This window comes from Chitinophagaceae bacterium (assembly GCA_016717285.1).
Lineage (GTDB): Bacteria > Bacteroidota > Bacteroidia > Chitinophagales > UBA10324 > JACCZZ01.
On the sequence record JADKFU010000005.1, the window covers coordinates 714,652 to 737,072 of the forward strand.

The window sequence follows — 22,421 nt, forward strand, 5'->3', positions numbered from 1 at the left end:
AGTTAGTTGATCCTGTATGCATTCGGGGTGTTGTTCACATTACATTTCAAACTTGTATCCAACGCCTTTCACTGTTTTAATTGTTTCTTCTCCCACTTTCTGCCGGATTTTACGGATGTGAACATCAATGGTACGATCACCCACAATAATATCATCTCCCCACACTTTATTAAGGATTTCAGTGCGCGGGAAAACACGACCGGGTTTGGAAGCTAATAGTGACAGCAGGTCAAATTCTTTTTTTGCGAGAAAAATTTCTTCGTCCTTCACTTTAACAACGTGCCGGTCGCGGTCGATCGAAATGTTTCCTACCAGCATCACCTCAACATCATTTCCGGTAGATTTACGGCGCAGCAATGCTTTGATGCGGCTTACAAGCAATTTTGGTTTGATGGGTTTTGTGATATAGTCATCGGCACCTACAGTAAAACCTTTCAGTTCCGATTCCTCATCATTACGTGCGGTAAGAAATACGATGAGTGTATTTTTTAATTCGCGGAGACTTCGAAAATGTTCTGCGGCTGCAAAGCCATCGAGATTAGGCATCATTACGTCTAATAAGATCAGGTCAGGTTTTTCAAGTTTCGCAATCCTGATGGCTTCTAATCCGTCCTTAGCAATAAAGGTTCTGAATCCTTCCCGCTCCAGGTTATAGGCTATAAACTCCAAAACATCAATCTCATCGTCTACAATGAGGATTTTGGAAACATTTTCCATAGAGTAGGGTTTTTGAAGCAGTGACATGTTACTAAAAGTATTCGCCATCAGATTTTTTCTTTTTCATGCTTGAGAACATTTGCTTCCACAAAAAAGATGATCTCTTCGGCAATGTTTTTATTGAGGTCGCCAATACGCTCGAGCTTGTGAATGACAGAAGCAAGGTGCAGTGAGGTGATTATTTCTTCTGGATGATATTTTAAATACCCGGCAATCACTTCATCCGAACTCTTATTGATCTCATCCATCAGCACGTCTTTGGTAAAAATATTTCTGGCCAGCAGGGCATTCGATTGCGAGAAAGCAAGCAGGTTATCTGAAATCATGGAATCTGCTACTTCATACATCTTGACGATCCGCAGGTTGTCAAGCAAAGTGCTATCGTAAGGATGTTCCATTTCCAATGCGTAGCGTGCAATCCCTTTCGCATTATCTCCGATGCGTTCGAGGTGGCTGTTGATTTTAAAAGATGCAAATACCAGTCGCAGGTCTATGGCCACCGGATTAAAAAGCGCCATGATGTTTTCGCAGTCACGGTCAATTTTTAATTCTTCCGCGTTCACGCGTCGCTCCTGGAAAATTACTTCCCTCGCTATTTCCTTGTTGAGCTTTGTGATAGCGAGCATGCTTTTTTTCAACTGGTTTTGCACCAGCGATCCCATTTCATCAATTTGACTCTTGAGCCGGTCCAGCTCAGAATCAAGATGGGTGGGTTTGCGTTGATTTATTTCTTCGGTTGGCATTTGAGAGTAGTGAGTAGTTAGTAGTAGTCGTTAGTCGTTAGTCCTTAGTCTATTGGTCATTGGTCATTCATTGGCACATCGGCATATTCTTTTACCTCATTCCTCACCGCTACCCAAACCTTCCGGTAATATAATTCTGCGTTCGTTCATTTTTGGGGTTGGTAAAAATTTCTTTCGTGTCGTTGTATTCAATTAATTCACCCAGGTAAAAAAACGCAGTGCGGTCACTAACACGTGCGGCCTGTTGCATATTGTGAGTTACTATAATGATGGTATACTTTTTTTTCAACTCATAAATCAACTCTTCAATCTTTGCATTACTGATCGGATCGAGTGCTGAACAGGGTTCATCCATTAATATAACCGAAGGTTCAACGGCTAAAGCTCTCGCAATGCACAACCGTTGCTGTTGTCCGCCGGAAATAGAAAGTGCGGATTTTTTCAGATCGTCTTTTACTTCTTCCCATAAAGCAGAATGTTTTAATGAACGTTCAACAGATTCTTCTATAAATTTCTTATTGGTAACGCCATTCACACGCAGGCCATAGGCAACATTTTCAAAAATTGACTTAGGAAAGGGATTGGGTTTTTGAAATACCATGCCGATTTTCTTCCGGATTTCTTCGACGCGGAGGCTGCCATTGTAAATATTTTTTCCGTTGAACAACACTTCACCATCAATCTTCACATGATCAATCATATCATTCATCCTGTTGAACAAGCGCAGGTATGTTGATTTTCCACATCCGGAAGGTCCAATCATTGCCACTACCTTATTTTCTTCAATGCCCATGGTAACATTCTTAAGCGCATGGGTTGCACCATAATGAAGGTTCAGATTTTTGGTTTCTACTTTGTACATCTGCTATTTGCTGAATCTGTTTCTCAGAATGATGGCCAGTGAATTTAAGACCAAGGTAAAGATGAGTAATACAATGATGCCCGCTGCAGCATTTTCGTGAAATGCCTGCTGCGGCCTTGATACCCAGTTAAAGATTTGTATGGGCAAAACAGTGAATGGTGAGTGCACGCTGTCAGGTAAAAATGTTACATAAGTTAATGCGCCAATGGTAATCAAAGGCGCTGTTTCTCCGATAGCTCTTGATATAGCCAGGATAATTCCGGTGAGTATGGATGGAAAAGCGATGGGTAACAAATGGTGCCATATGGTTTGCCATTTAGTGGCGCCTACTGCCCATGATGCTTCACGGATTCCGGAAGGAACGGCTTTAATGGCTTCACGGGTTGAAATGATGATAACCGGCATTACAAGCAATCCCATCGTAAGCGCACCGGCCAGTAAACTACGGTCGAGTTGCATCCATCTTACAAATAAGCCCAATCCAAGCAATCCATAAACAATGGAAGGAACACCGGCAAGATTGGCAATATTGATTTCAATCAATTTCCCGAGCCAGTTTTTTCTGCCATATTCTTCCAGGTAAATGGCAGCACCAATCCCGATAGGAATGGCAATGATGGCCGTAAGGAGAACCATTAATAAAGTGCCCACCAAACCGGGAATGATGCCCGCCGCAGCGGCACGACGGGAGGGATAACTGGTGATGAAACTCCAGTCAAGACGAAGCAATCCGTCTTTCAGCACATTCACCAGCAGGATGATCAATACACTTACGGCAAACAATAAACCGATGATGGCAAGCACCTGAAATAGGGCATCCTTCGTTCGTTGTTTCAGTGAGTGTCGCTCAAATGGTGTCATGATAATAATGTGCTTCGCTTCAAAAATCAGTCTCCTCCTACTGCGAGAAATTTTTTCCTGATTCTGAAACTGATGATGTTAAGTGTGAAAGTGAATAAGAATAAAGTAATGGCAACAGCAAAAATGGTATTATAAGCAAGTGTTCCATACGGAGTATCGCCCTGGCTAACCTGCACAATATAGGCAGTCATCGTTGACACTGGATTCAATGGGTTTCCATTCAATATGGTAGATTGACCTGCAGCAATGGCTACGATCATTGTTTCACCAATGGCACGGGAGAAAGCAAGAATTACAGAAGCAATAATGCCTGAAAATGCAGATGGAAAGACAATGGAAAGTGAAACCTGAAGTTTAGATGCGCCAAGGGCATAGCCGCCTTCCCGTAAGCTTTTTGGAACGGAACGCAAAGCATCCTCGCTGAGCGATGTTACCAATGGTAAAATCATGATGCCCATAACAATGCCCGGCGACAATGCATTGAATCCTGACATCGATGGGAAAATATGTTGCAGTAAAGGTGTTACGGTCACGAGTGCGAAATAGCCATACACTATGGTTGGTATGCCGGCAAGAATTTCCAAAAATGGTTTTACTGTTTTGCGCACAGGACTTAAAGCATATTCGCTCAAATAAATTGCAATAATTAACCCGAGCGGAACACTCACCGATAACGCGATTGCAGAAGTAAGCAGAGTTCCTGAAAGTAAGGGTAAAATACCAAAATGCCTGTCGGCAAAAAGAGGAGTCCATTGTGTATCGGTTAAAAAATCCCATACAGAAACTTCTCTGAAAAAAGATATTGTTTGCAGCAATAAAACCAGGACAATGCCGATAGTGGTAAAAACGGAAACCAATGCGCACAACAATAAAACTACCTGTACAACCCGTTCGCGTGCGTACACATAATTTCGCCGGTTAAATCCAAAGCGGGCACTTTTTTCGGTGCCCGCTTCCGTATTTTCAATGGTCATTGTTTCCAACACGTTAATCAGGTTTCTGCAGAATTTATTGAGCAGCAGGTGTTCCTTTCATCAATGTTTCAAGGCTTGTTCCAACTTCTTTTCCGTCCGGATATATCGAACCCGTAACCTCATTTTGCAAACGCTGCGCAACCAATTGATAGAGATTGTCCTGCAATGGAACATATCCGACCTCCTTCGATAATTTTGGAGCATTCTCAACATAAAAATTCAGAAAATCCTTTACTTCTTTTTTTCCTTCAGCGGCAGTACTGGCATAGATCAGCAATACACGTGAAAGTGGTGCATATGTTCCGTTCTGAACTGTTTCCACACTCGGAAGAATTGCCCCTGCTCCATTCGCATCATTTCCATCATCAATTGGCACAATTTTCAACTTAGCCATATTTTCTTCATAGTAGGCAAGTCCGAAATAACCAAGTGCTCCTTCATCGGAAGAAACGCCTTGTACTAATACATTATCATCCTCTGATGCAGTATAATCTCCACGACTATCACCTTTTTTTCCAATTACAGCTTCCGTGAAATAATCGAAAGTGCCACTGTCGGTTCCGGGTCCAAACAACTTAATGGCTTTGTTTGGAAAACCTTTTCGAACCTGGTTCCAGTTTGTAATCTTGCCCTGAGCAGCAGCTTCCCAAATTGATTTTAATTCTGTAACTGTGAGCTTATCTACCCAGTTATTTTTGGGATTTACTGTAACTGCAAGTCCATCATATGCTATGGGCAGTTCAATAAAGCTGATATTCTTGGAAGTACAAATATCCATTTCTTCCTTTTTCATGGGTCTTGATGCATTGCAGATATCTATTTCACCCGACGTGAATTTTTTCATTCCACCACCCGTACCGGAGATACCAATGGTAACCTGCAGGTCAGGGTTTGTTGCTTTATAGTCTTCAGCAACAGCTTCCGTAATAGGATAAACAGTACTGGATCCATCCACTTTAAGAATGGTTTGGATTGGAGCTGATGAATTGTCATCAATTTTCTTTTCCGGAGAGCTGCAGGCAGCGAAAAGCGTAATAAGGAGGATGGGAAAAAAAATCTTTTTCATGTTTGAATGCATTAGATGAATTAAAAAGGTGATTTTGAAATGTTTAAGCTTAAAAAATAATTGGGCAAAGCTATAATGGTATCTGTTGAGGCTTCAGAAAGGTGTGTTACGAAATCATTATTTCCTTAATGATTTAATAACCATTATTTAACACTGACGGTAGCGGTTGCAGTTTGAAATTTTTCAAAAACAATTGACAATCAGGTGAAAGGAAGAGTGAGGTTGTCTATGTTAAGTGATTGTTAATTCATTCTTCTATATTTACTGCCGTTTCCTAAAGTCAATCCACAGCCACTTTTTTTAAACTATTATTCATGACCATCAATAATTTTATCAGCTTTTTTGTACCCCGCGATAAAAGTTTCTATCCATTGTTCGAAAAGGCCGCGGCTAACCTGAAGGTTTGTGCTGAACAATTGAATCTTGCGGTAACTGCTACTTCACCTGAACAGCGAATAGTGCATATGAGACAAGTTGAGAAACTGGAGCACATAGGAGATGAAATTGCGCATGAAATATTCAATGAACTGGGAAAAAATTTCATTACGCCCTTTGACAGGGAAGATATTCATCGCCTCATTTCATGCATTGATGACGTATTGGACTATATTCATGGAGCATCTAAACGAATGGAACTTTACAAGATCACCAATTTTTCTCCTGAGATTATTAAGCTGTCGGAATTGATCTATACCAGTTCCAATGAAATTAACACTGCGGTGATGGAGCTGAAAAACCTGAAGAATCTGCGCAAGATCACCGATGCCTGTGTCAGGATTAACAGCATTGAAAATCATGCGGATGATATTTTCGACAATGCGGTGGCTAAGCTTTTTGAAGAAGAAAAAAATGCGATTGAGTTGATTAAGATGAAAGAAATTCTTTCCGCACTCGAAACAGCCACTGACAAAGCGGAAGATGTAGCCAATGTGCTGGAATCTATTATTGTGAAAGTGGCATAAAATTTCAACCCTCCATTTAACTCTGCAATCATTCTATGACTTTATTAATTGTGGTGATCTTCCTGGCGCTGGTATTTGATATCATCAATGGTTTTCACGATGCAGCCAATTCCATTGCTACAATTGTTTCTACAAAAGTGCTTACTCCGGGAATTGCTGTTCTCTGGGCAGCGTTTTTCAATTTTATCGCTTTTCTTGTATTTGGCTTGCATATCGCGACAACAGTGGGGAAAGGAATTGTTCATCCGGATGTAGTGACCTTGCAGGTAATTTTAAGTGGATTGATTGCTGCTATTGCCTGGAACCTTTTGACGTGGTATTATGGAATTCCTTCCAGTTCATCGCATACTTTGGTAGGTGGCTTTGCCGGTGCAGCGATTGCAAAAGCAGGTTTCGCCGCAGTTTACAGCAGTGAATTATTCCGCATCATCAGCTTTATCTTTCTGGCGCCTGTAATCGGCATGTTGGTGTCGCTGATACTGTCTGTGGTCCTGGCACATATCTGTCGTTCTTTTGTGCCTCATAAAGTAGATAATGTCTTCAGACGATTGCAACTTGTTTCAGCGGCGGCTTACAGTCTTGGTCATGGTGCCAATGATGCACAGAAGGTGATGGGGATTATTTTTGCGGCATTAATAGCCGCAGGACATTTAACAACCGAAGATCCAATTCCATTTTGGGTTATTATTTCCTGCCAGTCAGCAATGGCCATTGGAACCATGATGGGGGGCTGGCGAATTGTAAAGACAATGGGCCAGCGCATTACACATCTTACTCCTTTTGAAGGGTTTGCTGCTGAAACAGCGGGAGCTATCACCCTCTTTGGCACAGCTCAAATGGGTATTCCTGTCAGCACCACGCATACGATCACCGGTTCTATTATTGGAACCGGCATCCGCAGAAGAGTATCCGCAGTACGTTGGGGCGTGACCCGTAAATTATTGTGGGCATGGGTGATAACAATCCCGATTTCAATGGTGGTTGCGGCGCTTATTTATTTTGTTACTACGTGGTTTTGATCCCTTAGCATAAGTTTAATTGATATAATTCAATGCATTCCTGTGCATCCTAACTTCATCAACGAACAATCCATAGGCATCACTGTTGATATGCTGTTAAAGTCTGTAGTATGAACAAGGCCTTCCTTACTGCCGAATGGAAAAATCTCCTCATGATCAATTATGAAATTGATCCGGCTGTGCTGCTACCTCACTTACCTCACAAAACCATATTGGATAATTACAATGGCATTCACTATGTAAGTCTTGTGGGTTTTTTATTTCTGAACACAAAAGTATTAGGTTTAAAAATTCCCTTTCACGTAAATTTTGAAGAGGTGAATCTCCGGTTTTATGTGAAGCGAAAAGTCAACAATGAATGGAGAAGAGGAGTGGTGTTTGTGAGGGAGATTGTTCCAAAACATGCCATAGCTTTTGTTGCAAATACGTTGTATAAGGAACATTATTCAGCTATGCCAATGCGTCATCAGGTGATTCGTGATGAAGTATTGCAAGTGAATTACGGTTGGAAATACAAGGGATCATGGGATGAATTGGGAATTACAACTAATAAATCACCTATTGCAATGAAGGCCGGAAGCCTGGAGGAATTTATTGCTGAACATTATTGGGGATACAACCGGGTGCATGAAAGCAAGACTACAGAATATAAAGTGGAGCATCCGAAGTGGAATTTTTTTCCGTCTATTGATTATACTGTTTCCTGTCGTTTCAGTGAATTGTATGGAAATGATTTTGATTTTTTGAGTGATGCAAAACCGCTGTCTGTTTTTATGGCAGATGGTTCAGGAGTTAGTGTTGGCCACGGTTCGACCCTAAAATAATTGAGCTGTCTACTTAAGCGTTATCTTAATTATTCCCAAATTATGCGGATTGAACTATTGCTTCCTGAAAATCTCAGGGTCCATCCTGATTTCCCTTACTGGAAATGCGAAGTTGCTGTCATTTCTTTCCACAATCTTTAATATCTCATAGTTAACCCTCTCTTTGTGCAGCAAATGTTCCTCAAAGGAGACAAACGGGATATAATAGATGATCAGGATATTCATTGAGCTTTCTCCAAAGTCATCAAATACTACAACATAGTCTTGATTCATATCAGCGCTATTCTGAAAATATTGTCTTAGTTCAAGCGTAATTTTTTTGAGTTGCTGCTCAGTAGTTTGATAGGGTAATCCAATTACTTGTCGAATCCGCCGATGTTCACGTTGTGTCTGATTGTCCACGTTTGTATCCAGCATTTTTTTATTCGGAACGGTGACCACGGTGCGGCTACTGGTACGAATGCGCGTGCTCCGAACGCCTACTCTTTCAATACTCCCTTCCACCTCCCCAATTTTAACTACATCACCCACTACAAATGGCTTGTCGAGAAATACCGTGATAGATCCAAAAATATCTTTGATGCTTTCCTGGGCTGCAAATGCAACAGCTAATCCACCGATTCCTAATCCGGCAAGCAACGATGTGAGATCAAGATCGAACACACCGCCTAACAGAACGAATAGTGCGTTCACCACAATAAAAATCTTTAGAGCGTCCTTCACAAACGGCACTAATTGATCATCCGTTTTGGAAGGGGTGAGTGAGGCGCGCTCATGCAAAATGTAAGCGACATAATCAACAAAGCGAAGTAAAAACCAGGTGAAGTTGATTAATACCAGCGTCCAAAGAATTTCATCAATCAGCGTTTGCAGTGGATGGTTCCAGAAAGTTATTATCCATCGTTCCGGATAGTTGAGTGTTTCAATAGCTGTAAGTATGATGAGCTGCAAAACAAGATATTGCAATGGTTGTGCTACCAATGCGTAAAATTTGTGACCATAACTTTCTTTCGTGTACTTTCTGATCAGGCGGTAGATCAGTGTGCTTAAAAATTTCGATAAATACCTGCTGAAGACAAAAGCGAAAAGAATGATGATCAGGAACCAACCAATACGCTCGTAGGAGTTGTCAAGAATTTCAAAATTAAAGAAGGATGACATTCAAAAATATTTACGTCAAAAATAGTTAATTCACTTTTTAAGAGAATCTGGTATAAAACAGTGCGGGAACAAGCGATGCTTTAAACATTTCAAACATTATAAACCCTTCGAACATTTAAAGCCTCCTCTTCTTTTGACATTTGATTTCTATTTTTACAGCGAATAAATGAAACCACATGTTTGAAGAGTTTTTGCAACAGGCACCTGCAGAGTTGTTAGCAGGTGAAAATTATGCAGCGAACCAGCTTGGGCTTAGTGTTGTGAGCGATCTGAATCCTGAAGGAATGCACCTTGCATTAATTGGAGTTAAAGAAGACCGTGGGTCAGTGAGAAACAATGGTTGCGCGGAAGCACCGGATTTGATTCGAAGGCAATTGTTTTCACGGGCAAATATCGCCGGAGAAACTAAAATTATTGATTTGGGAAATATAGAGATGGGAGAAACCATCCGGGATACCTATGTAGCCCTCAGCAAAGTGGTAAATGAACTGATTCATCTGAAGGTATTACCAGTTATTATAGGTGGAAGCCATGATCTGACTTTTGGTCAATTCGGCGCTTATCACGACCTGGGCAGAATTATTAATATGACTGTTGCAGACAACACTATCGATTTGAAAGAAGAGCAACCGGAGATGGATGATGAAGGTTTTTTGCTGAACACACTGAGCTATGAACCTTCTTACATTTTCAATTTCAGCCATATTGGTTATCAAACGCACCTGTCTTCACAAAGTGCCATTGAACTGCTGGATAAGCTACATTTTGACAGCTACCGGCTTGGCAAAGTGAGATCAAACATAGAAGATATGGAACCTGTCCTTCGCGGCACCAATCTATTTAGTTTTGATATGTCGGCCATTCGTTACAGTGATTCACCTGGTAACCGGAATGCCACACCCAACGGATTGTTTGCTGAAGAAGCTTGCCAACTCGCGAGTTATGCAGGCCAGGGCGACCGTGTGGATTCGTTTGGCATTTATGGTTGCAATCCTACAGTAGACGAACGAGGTCAATCTGTTCAACTGTCTGCGGATATTATATGGTATTTTATGAATGGTTATTATAACCGGAAGAATGATTACCCCAAGGATGATGATTCAGATTTTGTGAAATTCACGATTCACTTTAAAGAGAATAAATATGAAATGAATTTCTGGAAGAGTAAAAAGACCGATCGTTGGTGGATGGAAGTGCCTTCCGGCAACAAACCGAGAAACCAAAAAAAGTCTCACCTTATTCCATGTTCTTATAACGATTATCAAATGGCCTGCAGGGAAGAACTTCCTGAAAGATGGATTAAGGCTTATCAAAAACTATCCTGACCGTACTACTCACTGATTAGTTTAATTGTTTAGCGATTAGTTATAACAGAGCGCAGGAAAACCGAGGAGATTCGCCATGTGCGGGTCTTCATAAACAGGTGGTGCCTGGTTACCTTCATTTTTAAAAAATCCATCCAGAATCAATGCAATCAGGAATACAGAGGCCTCCGGAAGTGCATCCATGGTTCTATCAGTTTCTGTGCGCATAGAGGTAGTGTTTTGAAAAGCGAAATCCTAAACAAAAAGAATTCCAATCCTTAAATATATTTTCAGCGCCCGGTTGTTTTAAAATTAATTCTGCTGAACGGGAGAAATGAGAAGTTGAAAGTATCTTATTCAATTAGTTTGTAATGAATCACTTACGGATCAGAGCATGCTATGGATTTTTGTACACCCTCAAATTTGTCATGTGAAGGTCAGAATAGATATTGATAGGAAAATCAGGAAAAACTCTGCTGATTTCTCAAAATAAATAATGTTGGTTTCATCAATTTGTAGAAATTATTGATCAACCATTTCTTTCGGATAGCACATAAAATATTTTATGACAGGATCTTGCAATACTCTGATGTTCAGGAGGTCTGAAGCATCAGCTACATCCTTGACGTTTCCGTCTTTAAAAAGTATATTGATAGGACCGGATTGGGGACTGTAAGCGTGGTTACTTGTAGTTCCGGTGAAAACAAAATAATGAAGATCTTCTAAAGCGATATTGCTTTGTTGAAGTACTCTTTGCCTGATTACCGTTAGCTCGGTTTCTTCAAAAGGTGTATTTCTCAATTCAATTTTAAATAGTTGTCTGATTAACAGATGCCTGCTGAGCCATGATAGTATTGGATCTGCATCCTGCCGCCACATTTTTATACTGCTTATGATATCTGTATCATCAAGATCGGAGAACCGGGTTAACAATTCATCATTTGATGTTTCAGAAGCACTTGCATTTTTTTTATTCAGAAACCATGAAAGGGCAGGTGTGGATTCCAGATTTCTCTTAACGGAAATTTCATTGGCTCTCTCAATAATTTTCACCAACATCTGTTCAGCAGCAAGCACTGTTTTATGAAGATACACTTGCCAATACATCAGTCTCCGTGAGATCAGGAATTTTTCAATGGAATACATGCCTTTTGATTCCACCATCAGTTCATTATTTTTAACAGTAAGCATTTTAATGATGCGGTCATAACCGATCACTCCTTCCGCTACTCCTGTAAAAAAACTATCACGGTTAAGGTAATCGAGGCGATCCATATCGAGTTGACTGGATACCAACTGATGCAAAAATGGTTTGCTGTATTGTCCGCGAAAGATGTTTAATGCCATCCCAAGTTTTCCATCAAATGTATTATTCAACGCTTCCATCATCCGGATGGAAAGCTGCTCATGAGATGTACCTTTAATCAATAATTTTTCAAGGGTGTGGGAAAAAGGTCCGTGTCCGATATCGTGCAGCAGTATGGCAATTGTTACCGCTTCTGCTTCTTCGCCTGAAATCAATGCGCCTTTAGAACGAAGCACTTCCAGTGCCTGTGTCATCAGGTGCATTGCACCTAATGCATGTTGTAAACGCGTATGCTGAGCACCGGGATATACAAGATAGGTGAGTCCTAATTGTTTGATTCTGCCCAAACGTTGAAAGTAAGCATGCTCTATCAGGTCGAAGATTAATTCAGTTGGTATGGAAATAAATCCATAAACGGGATCGTTGATGATTTTTCTTTTATTCAAGCTACTTCAGATTTTTTATGCGAAATTTGGCATGAATTTAACCACAAGCCGCACGTTTTTCATAAATCATTGTTCATTGGTGCTGCTCATCATCGCTTACATCGTGGTAAATAAGTCAGCAATTTAAACTTTTAGATTTTCTCTTATCGCCTACAGCTACTATTTTTCAATTTACCTTTTAAAATCAAATAACACATGGCCAATGAACCTACTATCCTTTGGGTAGATGACGAGATTGAGTTGCTGAAACCACAGATTCTTTTTTTAAGAGAGAAAGGCTACAACATCATTGAAGCAAGCAATGGCGTAGATGCCATTGAAAAATGTAAGGAAGAAGTATTGGACATTGTTTTTCTTGATGAACAGATGCCGGGCATGAGTGGTTTGGAAACGCTTACCGATATCAAAGCTATTCAACCGACTATTCCTGTGGTAATGATTACCAAGAGTGAGGAAGAAAACCTGATGGAAGATGCGATTGGCTCGCAGATCAGCGATTACCTGATTAAACCGGTAAAGCCACAGCAGATATTGCTGACGCTGAAAAAATTGCTGGATAACAGGAGGCTGATCAGTGAAAAAACAACTTCATCTTATCAGCAGGAATTTCAACAAATCTTTTCGCGCATCAGCATGGGCCTCAATCATGAAGAATGGGCTGATGTGTACCGTAAACTTATTTACTGGGAGTTGGAACTCGACAAGTCAAAAACAGCCGGTATGCGGGATGTGCTGGCCATGCAAAAGTCGGAAGCGAATACTGAGTTTTGTAAGTTCATTGTGAAGAATTACAAGACATGGCTTAATAAGCCTGATGAAAATACACCAACGATGTCGCATAATCTTTTTAAGGAAAAAGTATTTCCTTATATAGAACCGGGCACACCTACTTTTTTAATTCTTATAGACAACCTTCGGTTTGATCAGTGGAAAATGATTCAACCAACTATTTCAGAATCGTTTCGCCTGACAGATGAATCAACCTATTACAGCATTCTTCCTACTTCAACACATTACAGCCGCAATGCGATGTTTGCCGGCATGATGCCGCTGGAGATTGAAAAGCGATTTCCCAATTTCTGGCTGAATGATGAAGAAGAGGGTGGAAAAAATCTGCATGAAAGAGATTTTCTGGAAGATCAGATTATCCGTACGAAGAAAAATTGGAAGTTCAGCTATACAAAAATCACGAATTTCAACGATGGCAAGTTGCTTTCTGACAACATCTACAACATGCTCAACAACGATCTGAATGTGATCGTGTACAACTTTGTGGATTTGCTTTCGCATTCAAGAACAGAAATGGATGTGTTGAAAGAACTGGCGAATGACGAAACTGCCTACCGTTCCATCACACATTCGTGGTTTGAACATTCACCATTGCTTGATGCGCTAATGCGTATTGCTGAAAAGAAAGTGAACCTGGTGATCACTACTGACCATGGAACCATAAGGGTAAAAGAGCCTTCCAAAGTGATAGGTGATCGTGATACTACAACGAACCTTCGTTACAAGCATGGAAGAAATCTGAACTACAATTCGAAAGATGTTTTAGAAACACGCAACCCGCATGAATTATTTCTTGCCGAAGCCGCATGTGAGTTCCACCTTTATTTTTGCGAAGGAAGACAAGTACTTTGTGTATCCTAACAACTATAATTATCATGTTAATCTCTTCCGCAATACGTTTCAGCACGGAGGTATTTCATTGGAAGAAATGATTATTCCGGTGATCAGGATGACGAATAAGTAACGTGCATGGCAAATTGGTTGAATTGTTAAATGGTTGCGGCGAACCGGAGAAGTATTTCGCAACATAATTAACGACGTCATACTATGTTTAGAAATTTGCCTCGATGGCCAAATTGCAAAATGGTTAAATGGTTGCGGCGAGCCGGATAATAGTATTACAAACTAATCAACTGCGTCATCCTATATTTCAAACGCACTCTAATCGTTGCTACAGGTTTAAACCAACATTCTAGGGGAGAGCAATCCCCATTTTGAATCAGGATTGATATTTTAATTAGACATCAAAGTAATCGCATTGAAATCCATTTTTCCGGACGGCTAACATCAGCATGTGTATTTCTTTATGCATTGAATGATTTATTGTATCATCAGCATCAATAGCTTTATGAAAATTTTATCTCGCCTATGGACCAGGATAGAAAGATTTTCGTGCTCGATACTTCCGTGATTATTTATGATTACACTGCCATACGCAATTTCAAAGAGCACGATGTAGTAGTACCCATCACGGTACTTGAAGAACTTGACAACTTCAAGAAAGGCAATGATGATAAAAATTTCGCAGCGCGTGAATTCATCCGCTATATTGATAAGGCGAGTACGAATGATTCATTGCAGCAATGGGTAAACATCAATGGGAAAACGCATGGCATGTTTAAGATAGCCATGGGTCATCCGAATGGTGTGGATACCGATGCCATATTTGGCGAAGTAAAAGCGGATCATAAAATTCTAAATGCAGCGCTTCGCGTTCAAAAGGAAAATCCGGGAAGAAAGGTGGTACTGGTAACGAAGGACATTAACCTGCGCATCAAAGCGAAGTCACTGAACCTTCCGGCAGAGGATTATGAGACAGGAAAAATAAAAAGTACCGATGAATTATATACAGGCAGAACAGTGCTGGATAAATTCCCGGTGCAGGTGCTCAATCTATTGTTCCAGGAAGGACAATGTAAAGCCTCCTTACTCTTCAAAAAATCAAAACCTGTTGCGAATCATTATTACACACTGAATCACCATGAAACTTCGGTGGTTACTGTATACAATCCGGTTTCAGGCATGCTGGAACTGGTAAAGAAGAAACCGGCTTTTAAGATACAGCCACGCAACGTTGAACAGATCTGTGCGCTCGATGCGATCCTGAATCCGAACATTAGTCTTGTTACGATGCAAGGTGTTGCAGGAACAGGAAAAACACTCTTGTCACTGGCCGGTGCACTCGAACAACGACGCAATTTTCACCAGATATATCTTGCAAGACCGATAGTGCCGCTCAGCAATAAGGACATTGGTTATCTGCCCGGAGATATCAAGAGCAAGTTGAACCCATACATGGAACCGTTGTGGGACAACCTGAAGTACATTAAAAATTGTTTCAGCGAAAAGGACAAAGAGTACCGTCAGATCAACGACATGGTGGAGAATGAAAAACTGATGGTTTGTCCGCTGGCTTATATTAGGGGAAGAAGTTTCTCCAATGTATTTTTTATTGTGGATGAAGCACAGAACCTGACACCGCATGAAGTGAAGACCATCATCACACGGGCAGGGGAGAACACTAAGATCATTTTCACCGGAGATATTTACCAGATTGACACGCCTTATCTTGATTCCAGAAGCAATGGATTAAGTTATCTGATTGATAAGATAAAAGGCAGCAGGATCTATTCTCACATTACATTGGAACGTGGTGAGCGAAGTGAGTTGGCGAATTTGGCGAATGATTTATTGTAGCAAGAGCAGGGACTTTTCCCGATAGGTGTGCTTCGTAGCAATTACACTCCAAATTTAATATCCTCTCCAATAAACCACCTGTCGCCAATTTTCAGGCAGCGTGCGTTGGCTCTTAAAGTTTCGCCTCCGGATTTACACTCCAGCATTATTTTTTTGGTGGGCAGTTTTTGGTTTTCAATATCCTGAATCTGAAGTTTTGTAAACGTAGCATCTGTCCAGTTCACCTTTAACTCAACCGCTTCATGCCGGGTATTTTTCCATCCGCGCTGCAATTGATTCCGGGCGGAATCTGCAATGGCTTTAAGGTCCGCATCTTTTTTATCGGAGTTGGTAAGATCGTAAATCATAGCAACGTTTCCTGAATCCGCAATGAGTCTTGAGAGTTGCTCAAATGTGATGTCATCTTTGAGAGAAAGAAAAAGGTAGTCTGCCAGTTCCTGCAAAGTAGCCGCGCCACGCATCGAATCATTCAATTCCGGTGAAAAGCCATTCATCGGATTTTCAATCGTAGAAATATCAGCTTTGGGTTGGCAGGCTGTAAAAAGAAGTACACATAAGATCAAACCAGTAAATTTCACAACACCAATTTTTTTAAGTTCCTGCTTCCTGCTTTATATTTTTACTAAACTAATGTTCATCCTTCGCATGCTTCTGATAGTCTTCCGCAAGTTTCTTTTGAATTTCGCCCGGCACCAATTCGTAAGCGGCAAAACGCATTTTGAAACTTGCCTTCCCTTGCGTAAGTGAGCGGAGTGTGTTTGAATATTTATCAAGTTCTGATAAGGGAACGCGTGATTTAATTACCTGGTAAGTCCCGCTGGCATCCATACCCATAATTACAGCACGGCGTGTGTTAAGATCACTCATAACATCGCCCATTTGTTCCTCCGGCACAAGCACTTCCAGGTCATAAATCGGTTCCAGCAATTTCGGATCGGCTTGTTGAAAGCATTCTTTAAATGCCATCATGCCGGCCAGTTTAAATGCCATGTCGTTTGAATCAACGGCGTGCATTTTTCCGTCAAACACATACACATTGATATCGCGTACATACGAACCGGTAGTGGGACCTTCTGTCATCTTATCCATAATGCCTTTTAAAATAGAAGGAAGAAACCTTGTATCAATAGCTCCACCTACTATGCAATTGTGATAAATCAGTTTTCCGCCCCAGTCCAGATCAATTTCTTCTTTTCCACGCAATGTAAAATCACCGGGCACTTTATATCCTTCCCGGTAGGGTTCAATCATCATAGCCACTTCGGCAAACTGACCTGCTCCGCCCGATTGTTTTTTATGACGGTACGTAGTGCGTGCTTCTCTGCGGATAGTTTCGCGGTAGGGAATCTTAGTCTTTTCAAAATCAATCTGCATCTTATAAATGTTTTCCAACCGCCACTTTATTGCCTGCAGATGCAATTCACCCTGGCCATGCATGATCACTTGTTTCAGCTCACGTGAATATTCAATGGTAAGTGTAGGATCTTCGCGGTGAATATCGGCGAGTACAGTACCAATCTTCTCATCATCATTTTTATTTTTCGCGATAATGGCTACACTGATTCTCGGTTCGGGAAATTCGATGGGTGCAATAGTGATGGGACCACCTTTTCCGTAAAGCGTCTGGTTGGTTTGTGTATTTTTTAATTTGAGTGTTGCTCCCAAATCACCTGCAGTCAATTTGTTAATCGGATTCCTGTTTTTTCCATCCAGAATAAACAACTGATTGATTCTTTCCACACTTCCGTTCGATGAATTGGTCACATCAATTCCAGCCGTCACTTCACCTGAAATAACTTTGAATAAGGAAAGATTTCCAAGGTGTGGTTCAATCAATGATTTATAGACAAACACAACCGGCTGACCATTTGGGTTGCAGGGAACATCCTTTCCATCGGTAGATTTTTCCGAAGGCATTTCAGTGGCTGAAGGCGCAACGTTATCTATGAAACCCATCATGCGGCCGGAGCCCATGTCTTTTTTAGCAGAAAGACAAAACACCGGAAATACATGGTGTTTCATCATACCTTCTTTGATGCCTAATCGCAATTCATCTTCATCGAGTGACCCTTTTTCGAAATAAAGTTCCATCAGTTTCTCATCATTCTCAGCAGCAACTTCCACGAGTTTGTTGTGAAGCTCATCCGCTTTTGCTTTTTCCGAATCAGGGATGGGTAATTTCTCCGGTTTGCCTCCGTTTGGCCCAAACTTGTACATCGTCATCTTCAATAAATCGATGATGGCATTAAATCCCGTTCCTTCATTTACCGGATACTGCATGATGGTAAATGCATTTCCGAACCGTTTTTTTCCCTGCTCAATGGTTTCTTCAAAATTTGATTTTTCATGATCAAGCTGGTTGATGGCAAACATGACAGGTTTGTTGAATTGATTCACGTAGTTCCAGATCAGTTCTGTTCCAACTTCAACTCCGTTTTGTGCATTGAGCACCATGATACCGGTATCTGATACACGAAGGGCAGCAATTACTTCTCCGATAAAATCATCAAGGCCAGGTGTGTCAATTATATTGATCTTATAATCTTTCCATTCGGTATGCATAAAAGTCATGTATACCGAATTGCCACGTTGTTGTTCAATGTCGTGGTAATCAGAAACTGTTGTCCCTTCTTCAACAGAACCTCTCCGGTTAATCAGTCCTGCCTCAAACATCATGGTTTCTGCCAGGGTGGTTTTTCCTGATTTGGAGGCACCGAGCAATACAATGTTTTTAATATGCTTGTCGTCGTAGACTTTCATGAAGAAATGGGTTTTTTATGTGATGGAAATTTTCAGGTGGAAATTAATTTACAATCAAAAAAAGGAAGCAATCAGTAATATAGGTATGGGTAAAAATAGAAAAGAAACATGCGATTCCAAATAATTCACCAAACAAATTGAACCCTGTATAATGAACTATCGGTGTTTAAGTCATGCAGTTAAAATGAGGGTTCCTTCCATGATCAACCCTTTCAACAAGCATATTTCAATCAGCAATATCGATGAAAATGTTCCTAAATTCGTGTTTCAATAGCAGCTCTCTTTACAGATGTCCAGCCCTCCTGATTTATCCAATTTATTATTTACCGACATCAATTATTTCAAAATTTTTGAATGCCTGGAAGAAGCGCTTGCAATAGAAGAAACTGGTGGGTTGATTGTGCAGGTCAATAACAGCATGTGCGAACTTACCGGCTATACCAGAAAAGAATGGTTGCAACAAGAGGTAATGGGGAAGCTCGTGCCGGAAGCCTGGCAAATGGATTACCGTGCTTTCAAAGAATGTTGTGTGCCAGATAAAAAGGCATCGGCTGAATTGTTTCTTAAAAGGAAAGATGAAAGTGGTTTTTGGGCAGAAGTCCGTTCAATTCCCTTACAGTATGAGCACGGACTTCCATCAGGCAGATTGATTTCATTGAGGGATATAGCAGGCAGAAAACAGCAGTTGGAGGAATTGAAAAGAAGTGACGAACGGTTGAGTTTCTTACTCGAAGTTACTTCAGAGGGAATATTGATTCACGAGAAAGGAGTTATCACTGATGTTAATGATGCTGCGTTGAAAATGTTCGGCTATAGCCGTGAGCAGGTGATCGGGAAAACAGTGTTTGATTTTGCACCTCCCAAAGAACATCACAGAATCATTGATAACATTGAAAATAATCAGCTAGCTCCTATTGTACTTGAAGTCTATAATCTTAAGCGCCAGCTTCAGTTTATTGAGCTCCAGGGCAAAACAATCGAATATCTGGGAAAACGGATCCGCATCATCCTGTTAAAAGATATTTCCGAGATGCGGGAGAAGCGGATTGAAGAAGAGCGGTTGGTGTCGATTATTGAGGCCAGCCCGTTTATAGTTGCCATGATTGATCGGAAAGGTTTGCGTTACATGAACCGTGCAGGCCGTTATTTACTTGGTTATGGCGCTGACGAAGATCTTTCACGTTTGGGGTTGAAGAATCTGCTGACTAAATCAACGGAAGAATTAATATTTAAAAAGGGTCTGCCTGCCGCGGTAAAAGATGGTTCGTGGAAAGGACGAACAAAGTTTAAAACAAAGGATGGTCGTGAAATACCGGTGTCTCAGACGATTCTTGTACACGTTGATGAAAACAATGAGGTGGATTTTTATTCCACCATTGCAGAAGACAATGCGGAAAGAGAACACGCGGAAAAATCATTGCTGCTCAGCCGTGAGCGATTGCGGTATTTTATGGAAGAAAGCCGCGAAGCCATTATCATTCATGAAAATGGGAAGGTGATTGATTTTAACAATGCTGCACAACGGATGTTTGGCTTTGAAGGAGATGAACTCAAAGGAAAAGAAATGCTGAAGCTGTATGATATAGCTTTGAATAAAGACCTGAAACGCAAGGTCATGCTGCAGGAAAGTTTTCAGGAAGAATTAACAGGTGTAAGGAAAGACGGAAAAAAATTCGACATTGAAGTTTATTCCCGTTCGCATATTTATCAGGGTAAGAAGGTACGTGTAGTAGGCATCATGGATATTACGGCTAGAAAAGACGCTGAACGTGCGTTGCGCAGCAGTGAAGTAAGGCTGAAAGCTGCAATAGCGGGAACACAGGTAGGAATCTGGGACTGGAACCTGATCACCAACAAAGTCACTTATAATGAATCATGGAGAAAGCTGTTCGGGTACAGCACTGATAGCGCACCACAGTATTTTGATGAATGGCAGCAAACGGTACACCCTTCAGATCTTCAAGGGTTGCTCATCAAATTACGGCGTCATTTGTATGGCGAAACACCAATGTTTCAGGATGTTTACAGGGCGAAACATAATGATGAAAAATACATTGTGATTGAATCAAAAGGAAAGCTGGTGCGGGATGAATACAATATGCCGGTAAGTATTGTGGGCACTGCTGTTGACATTACAGAACGTCAGGCGATGGAAGATGCCGTAAGAAAAAGCCAGGCACAACTTATTGCGCTTATCGAAAACCGCGAAGAATCCATCTGGTCGGTTGATGAAAATAAAAAAATTCTCAACTTCAATAAGCCGATTGCATTTGCATTTAAGGAGTATTATGGTATCACGATGAAGCAAGGTATGTTGATCACGGATGGTTTTCCGGAACCTATCGCCTCCATGTGGCTTGCACGCTACGAACGCTCTCTGAAAGGAGAGTCCTTCAGTATAGTAGATCAATATGATATTCAGGATAAGATTTATTTCGTGGAATATTCACTGAATCCGATCAGGGTGGAAGATGGAAATATTATCGGTGTTTCTGTGTTGGGCAGAAATATCACACAGCAAAAGATTTTTGAGAAGTCGTTGCGGGAAGCCAAGGAAGCAGCAGAAGCAGCCAACCAGACCAAGAGCCAGTTTCTTGCCAACATGAGTCATGAAATCAGGACGCCGATGAATGGCATCATGGGCTTCGCTGACTTATTGCTTCAGTCCAAACTTACTTCTGAGCAACATGAGTATCTTCATATCGTCCGCTATTCTGCTGATTCATTGCTCATGCTGATTAACGACCTGCTGGACATTTCAAAAATAGAATCCGGAAAACTTGAGTTGGTGAATGCGGAATTTAATTTCACCGGCCTGATGAAAGACCTCGTGCGTTCATTCAAGATCAAGGCAAAAGAACAGCATCTTAAAATCATTTTAAAAACAGACCCTCTAATACCAATCGTGGTGATTGGTGATGAAATGCGTTTCCGCCAGGTGATGGTAAACCTAATCAGTAATGCGGTAAAGTTTTCGAATGACGGGATTATCAATATAAAAAGTAAAGTGGTAAAGCGGGAAGAAAAAAAATGGGTGATACTTACGGAAGTAATTGATAAGGGTATTGGCATTAAAAAGGAAAAACAGCAAATGATTTTTGAACCATTTAACCAGATTGATTCGTTGCACACCCGCAAATACGGCGGAACCGGATTGGGACTGTCTATTGCACGGAATTTGGTGAATATGATGGGTGGTGAAATAGAAGTGGAAAGTGAACCGGGAAAAGGAAGCAGGTTTTATTTTACAGTCGATGTTTTTTTGCCACCCGCAAAATTATAAGCCCGGAATTTATTTTTATTCGCTGCGGTGGGCCGCAGAAAGCAACAAGAAATTTATCCATGTTTTTCCGGTCTTCTGTGATGAACCATCTCTTTGGCCTTTCAACTCGCCCGGCTATTTCTCTATTAAATCAGATAGAATTTTACTTCCGGAAAGTTGAGTTGACTTACCCGATTATTTCATACTTTCGTTTCCGGAAAACTTTAGGGGTGTCCTATTTACTTCGGGACTGAGATCAAACCCTTAACACCTGATCAGGGTAATACCTGCGAAGGGAAAAGTTGAATTGATCCCGCCCTTCAGTTTTCTGTTTGTAAGATTTTAAAACTATTGAGCTTATCACTGATTGTTTGCTATTGATGGCAGATAGTTCACTTGTAATTCATAATTGACTGCTTCATGAAAATCAAAATCAACAGCAACTGGCTGGAACTTGAAAATGAAAAACAATTGACAGCATTGCTTAAAAAATTAACGCTTGACAAAAAAAGCGGGATGGCGGTTGCCGTAAATGCGTCAGTAGTGCCTAAGAAGGAGTGGCCGCATTTTGAATTGCAGGAAAATGATGAAGTCATCATTATTGAAGCAGCGCAGGGTGGATAAAAAATAAATAACCAGAAAACTAATTGCACTCCTTGTTTATATTA

At 40.9% G+C, this 22,421-nt stretch carries 18 protein-coding genes, 1 pseudogene and 1 riboswitch; of the genes and pseudogenes, 8 read left to right on the top strand and 11 right to left on the bottom strand.

Features of this window, described 5'->3' with window-relative positions:
* Positions 1-39: 39 nt before the first annotated feature.
* The 6 genes from IPO83_12820 to IPO83_12845 form a co-directional block, all read right to left on the bottom strand.
* Positions 40-717 carry a response regulator transcription factor gene (locus IPO83_12820; GenBank protein MBK9732146.1) on the bottom strand — a complete coding sequence of 226 codons (678 nt, stop codon included), beginning with the start codon at positions 715-717 and terminating at the stop codon, positions 40-42.
* A gap of 47 nt (positions 718-764) precedes the next feature.
* Entirely contained in the window at positions 765-1,460 is a 696-nt protein-coding gene (phoU, locus tag IPO83_12825; GenBank protein ID MBK9732147.1) for a phosphate signaling complex protein PhoU, read from the bottom strand.
* A 109-nt stretch (positions 1,461-1,569) separates the two neighbouring features.
* Positions 1,570-2,322 carry a phosphate ABC transporter ATP-binding protein gene (gene pstB / locus IPO83_12830; GenBank protein ID MBK9732148.1) on the bottom strand — a complete coding sequence of 251 codons (753 nt, stop codon included), beginning with the start codon at positions 2,320-2,322 and terminating at the stop codon, positions 1,570-1,572.
* Between the two features lie 3 nt (positions 2,323-2,325).
* Entirely contained in the window at positions 2,326-3,183 is an 858-nt protein-coding gene (gene pstA / locus IPO83_12835; protein ID MBK9732149.1) for a phosphate ABC transporter permease PstA, read from the bottom strand.
* 26 nt (positions 3,184-3,209) lie between these two features.
* Positions 3,210-4,157 (bottom strand): phosphate ABC transporter permease subunit PstC, encoded by a 948-nt coding sequence (gene pstC / locus IPO83_12840; protein MBK9732150.1) that lies wholly within the window; start codon positions 4,155-4,157, stop codon positions 3,210-3,212.
* A 34-nt stretch (positions 4,158-4,191) separates the two neighbouring features.
* Positions 4,192-5,223: a PstS family phosphate ABC transporter substrate-binding protein gene (locus tag IPO83_12845; protein MBK9732151.1), complete on the bottom strand. Its 1,032-nt coding sequence runs from the start codon at positions 5,221-5,223 to the stop codon at positions 4,192-4,194.
* Between the two features lie 314 nt (positions 5,224-5,537).
* Here IPO83_12845 and IPO83_12850 point away from each other — a divergent pair, with 314 nt between their 5' ends.
* From IPO83_12850 to IPO83_12860, 3 genes are all read left to right on the top strand, one after another.
* Positions 5,538-6,185: a DUF47 domain-containing protein gene (locus IPO83_12850; protein ID MBK9732152.1), complete on the top strand. Its 648-nt coding sequence runs from the start codon at positions 5,538-5,540 to the stop codon at positions 6,183-6,185.
* Between the two features lie 35 nt (positions 6,186-6,220).
* Entirely contained in the window at positions 6,221-7,204 is a 984-nt protein-coding gene (locus tag IPO83_12855) for an inorganic phosphate transporter (GenBank protein MBK9732153.1), read from the top strand.
* Positions 7,205-7,314: 110 nt separating this feature from the next.
* Positions 7,315-8,028, top strand: a complete 714-nt coding sequence (locus tag IPO83_12860; GenBank protein ID MBK9732154.1) for a DUF2071 domain-containing protein — start codon at positions 7,315-7,317, stop codon at positions 8,026-8,028.
* Positions 8,029-8,082: 54 nt separating this feature from the next.
* On the opposite strand, the gene IPO83_12865 is transcribed toward IPO83_12860, so the two are convergent.
* Positions 8,083-9,189, bottom strand: coding sequence for a mechanosensitive ion channel (locus IPO83_12865; GenBank protein MBK9732155.1), 1,107 nt, complete (start codon positions 9,187-9,189; stop codon positions 8,083-8,085).
* Positions 9,190-9,365: 176 nt separating this feature from the next.
* Between IPO83_12865 and IPO83_12870 the strand changes: the two genes are divergently transcribed.
* Positions 9,366-10,514 (top strand): formimidoylglutamase, encoded by a 1,149-nt coding sequence (locus tag IPO83_12870; GenBank protein ID MBK9732156.1) that lies wholly within the window; start codon positions 9,366-9,368, stop codon positions 10,512-10,514.
* A 36-nt stretch (positions 10,515-10,550) separates the two neighbouring features.
* Here IPO83_12870 and IPO83_12875 read toward each other — a convergent pair whose 3' ends face one another.
* The gene (locus IPO83_12875) at positions 10,551-10,721 is read right to left on the bottom strand and encodes a hypothetical protein (protein MBK9732157.1); all 171 of its coding nucleotides are present in this window, start codon (positions 10,719-10,721) and stop codon (positions 10,551-10,553) included.
* A 294-nt stretch (positions 10,722-11,015) separates the two neighbouring features.
* Positions 11,016-12,245, bottom strand: coding sequence for an HD domain-containing protein (locus IPO83_12880; protein ID MBK9732158.1), 1,230 nt, complete (start codon positions 12,243-12,245; stop codon positions 11,016-11,018).
* Between the two features lie 195 nt (positions 12,246-12,440).
* Here IPO83_12880 and IPO83_12885 point away from each other — a divergent pair.
* Positions 12,441-13,998, top strand: a pseudogene (locus IPO83_12885) (PglZ domain-containing protein).
* A gap of 404 nt (positions 13,999-14,402) precedes the next feature.
* A complete protein-coding gene (locus IPO83_12890; protein ID MBK9732159.1) occupies positions 14,403-15,731 on the top strand; it encodes a PhoH family protein in 1,329 nt (442 codons plus the stop codon).
* Between the two features lie 41 nt (positions 15,732-15,772).
* On the opposite strand, the gene IPO83_12895 is transcribed toward IPO83_12890, so the two are convergent.
* Both IPO83_12895 and IPO83_12900 read right to left on the bottom strand, forming a co-directional pair.
* A complete protein-coding gene (locus IPO83_12895; GenBank protein MBK9732160.1) occupies positions 15,773-16,309 on the bottom strand; it encodes a hypothetical protein in 537 nt (178 codons plus the stop codon).
* A 49-nt stretch (positions 16,310-16,358) separates the two neighbouring features.
* Positions 16,359-18,491, bottom strand: a complete 2,133-nt coding sequence (locus IPO83_12900; GenBank protein MBK9732161.1) for an elongation factor G — start codon at positions 18,489-18,491, stop codon at positions 16,359-16,361.
* 289 nt (positions 18,492-18,780) lie between these two features.
* On the opposite strand from IPO83_12900, the gene IPO83_12905 reads away from it, so the two are divergent.
* Entirely contained in the window at positions 18,781-21,774 is a 2,994-nt protein-coding gene (locus IPO83_12905) for a PAS domain S-box protein (protein MBK9732162.1), read from the top strand.
* Between the two features lie 195 nt (positions 21,775-21,969).
* A riboswitch (TPP riboswitch) is annotated at positions 21,970-22,068 on the top strand.
* A gap of 105 nt (positions 22,069-22,173) precedes the next feature.
* The gene (thiS, locus tag IPO83_12910) at positions 22,174-22,377 is read left to right on the top strand and encodes a sulfur carrier protein ThiS (protein MBK9732163.1); all 204 of its coding nucleotides are present in this window, start codon (positions 22,174-22,176) and stop codon (positions 22,375-22,377) included.
* Positions 22,378-22,421 lie beyond the last annotated feature (44 nt).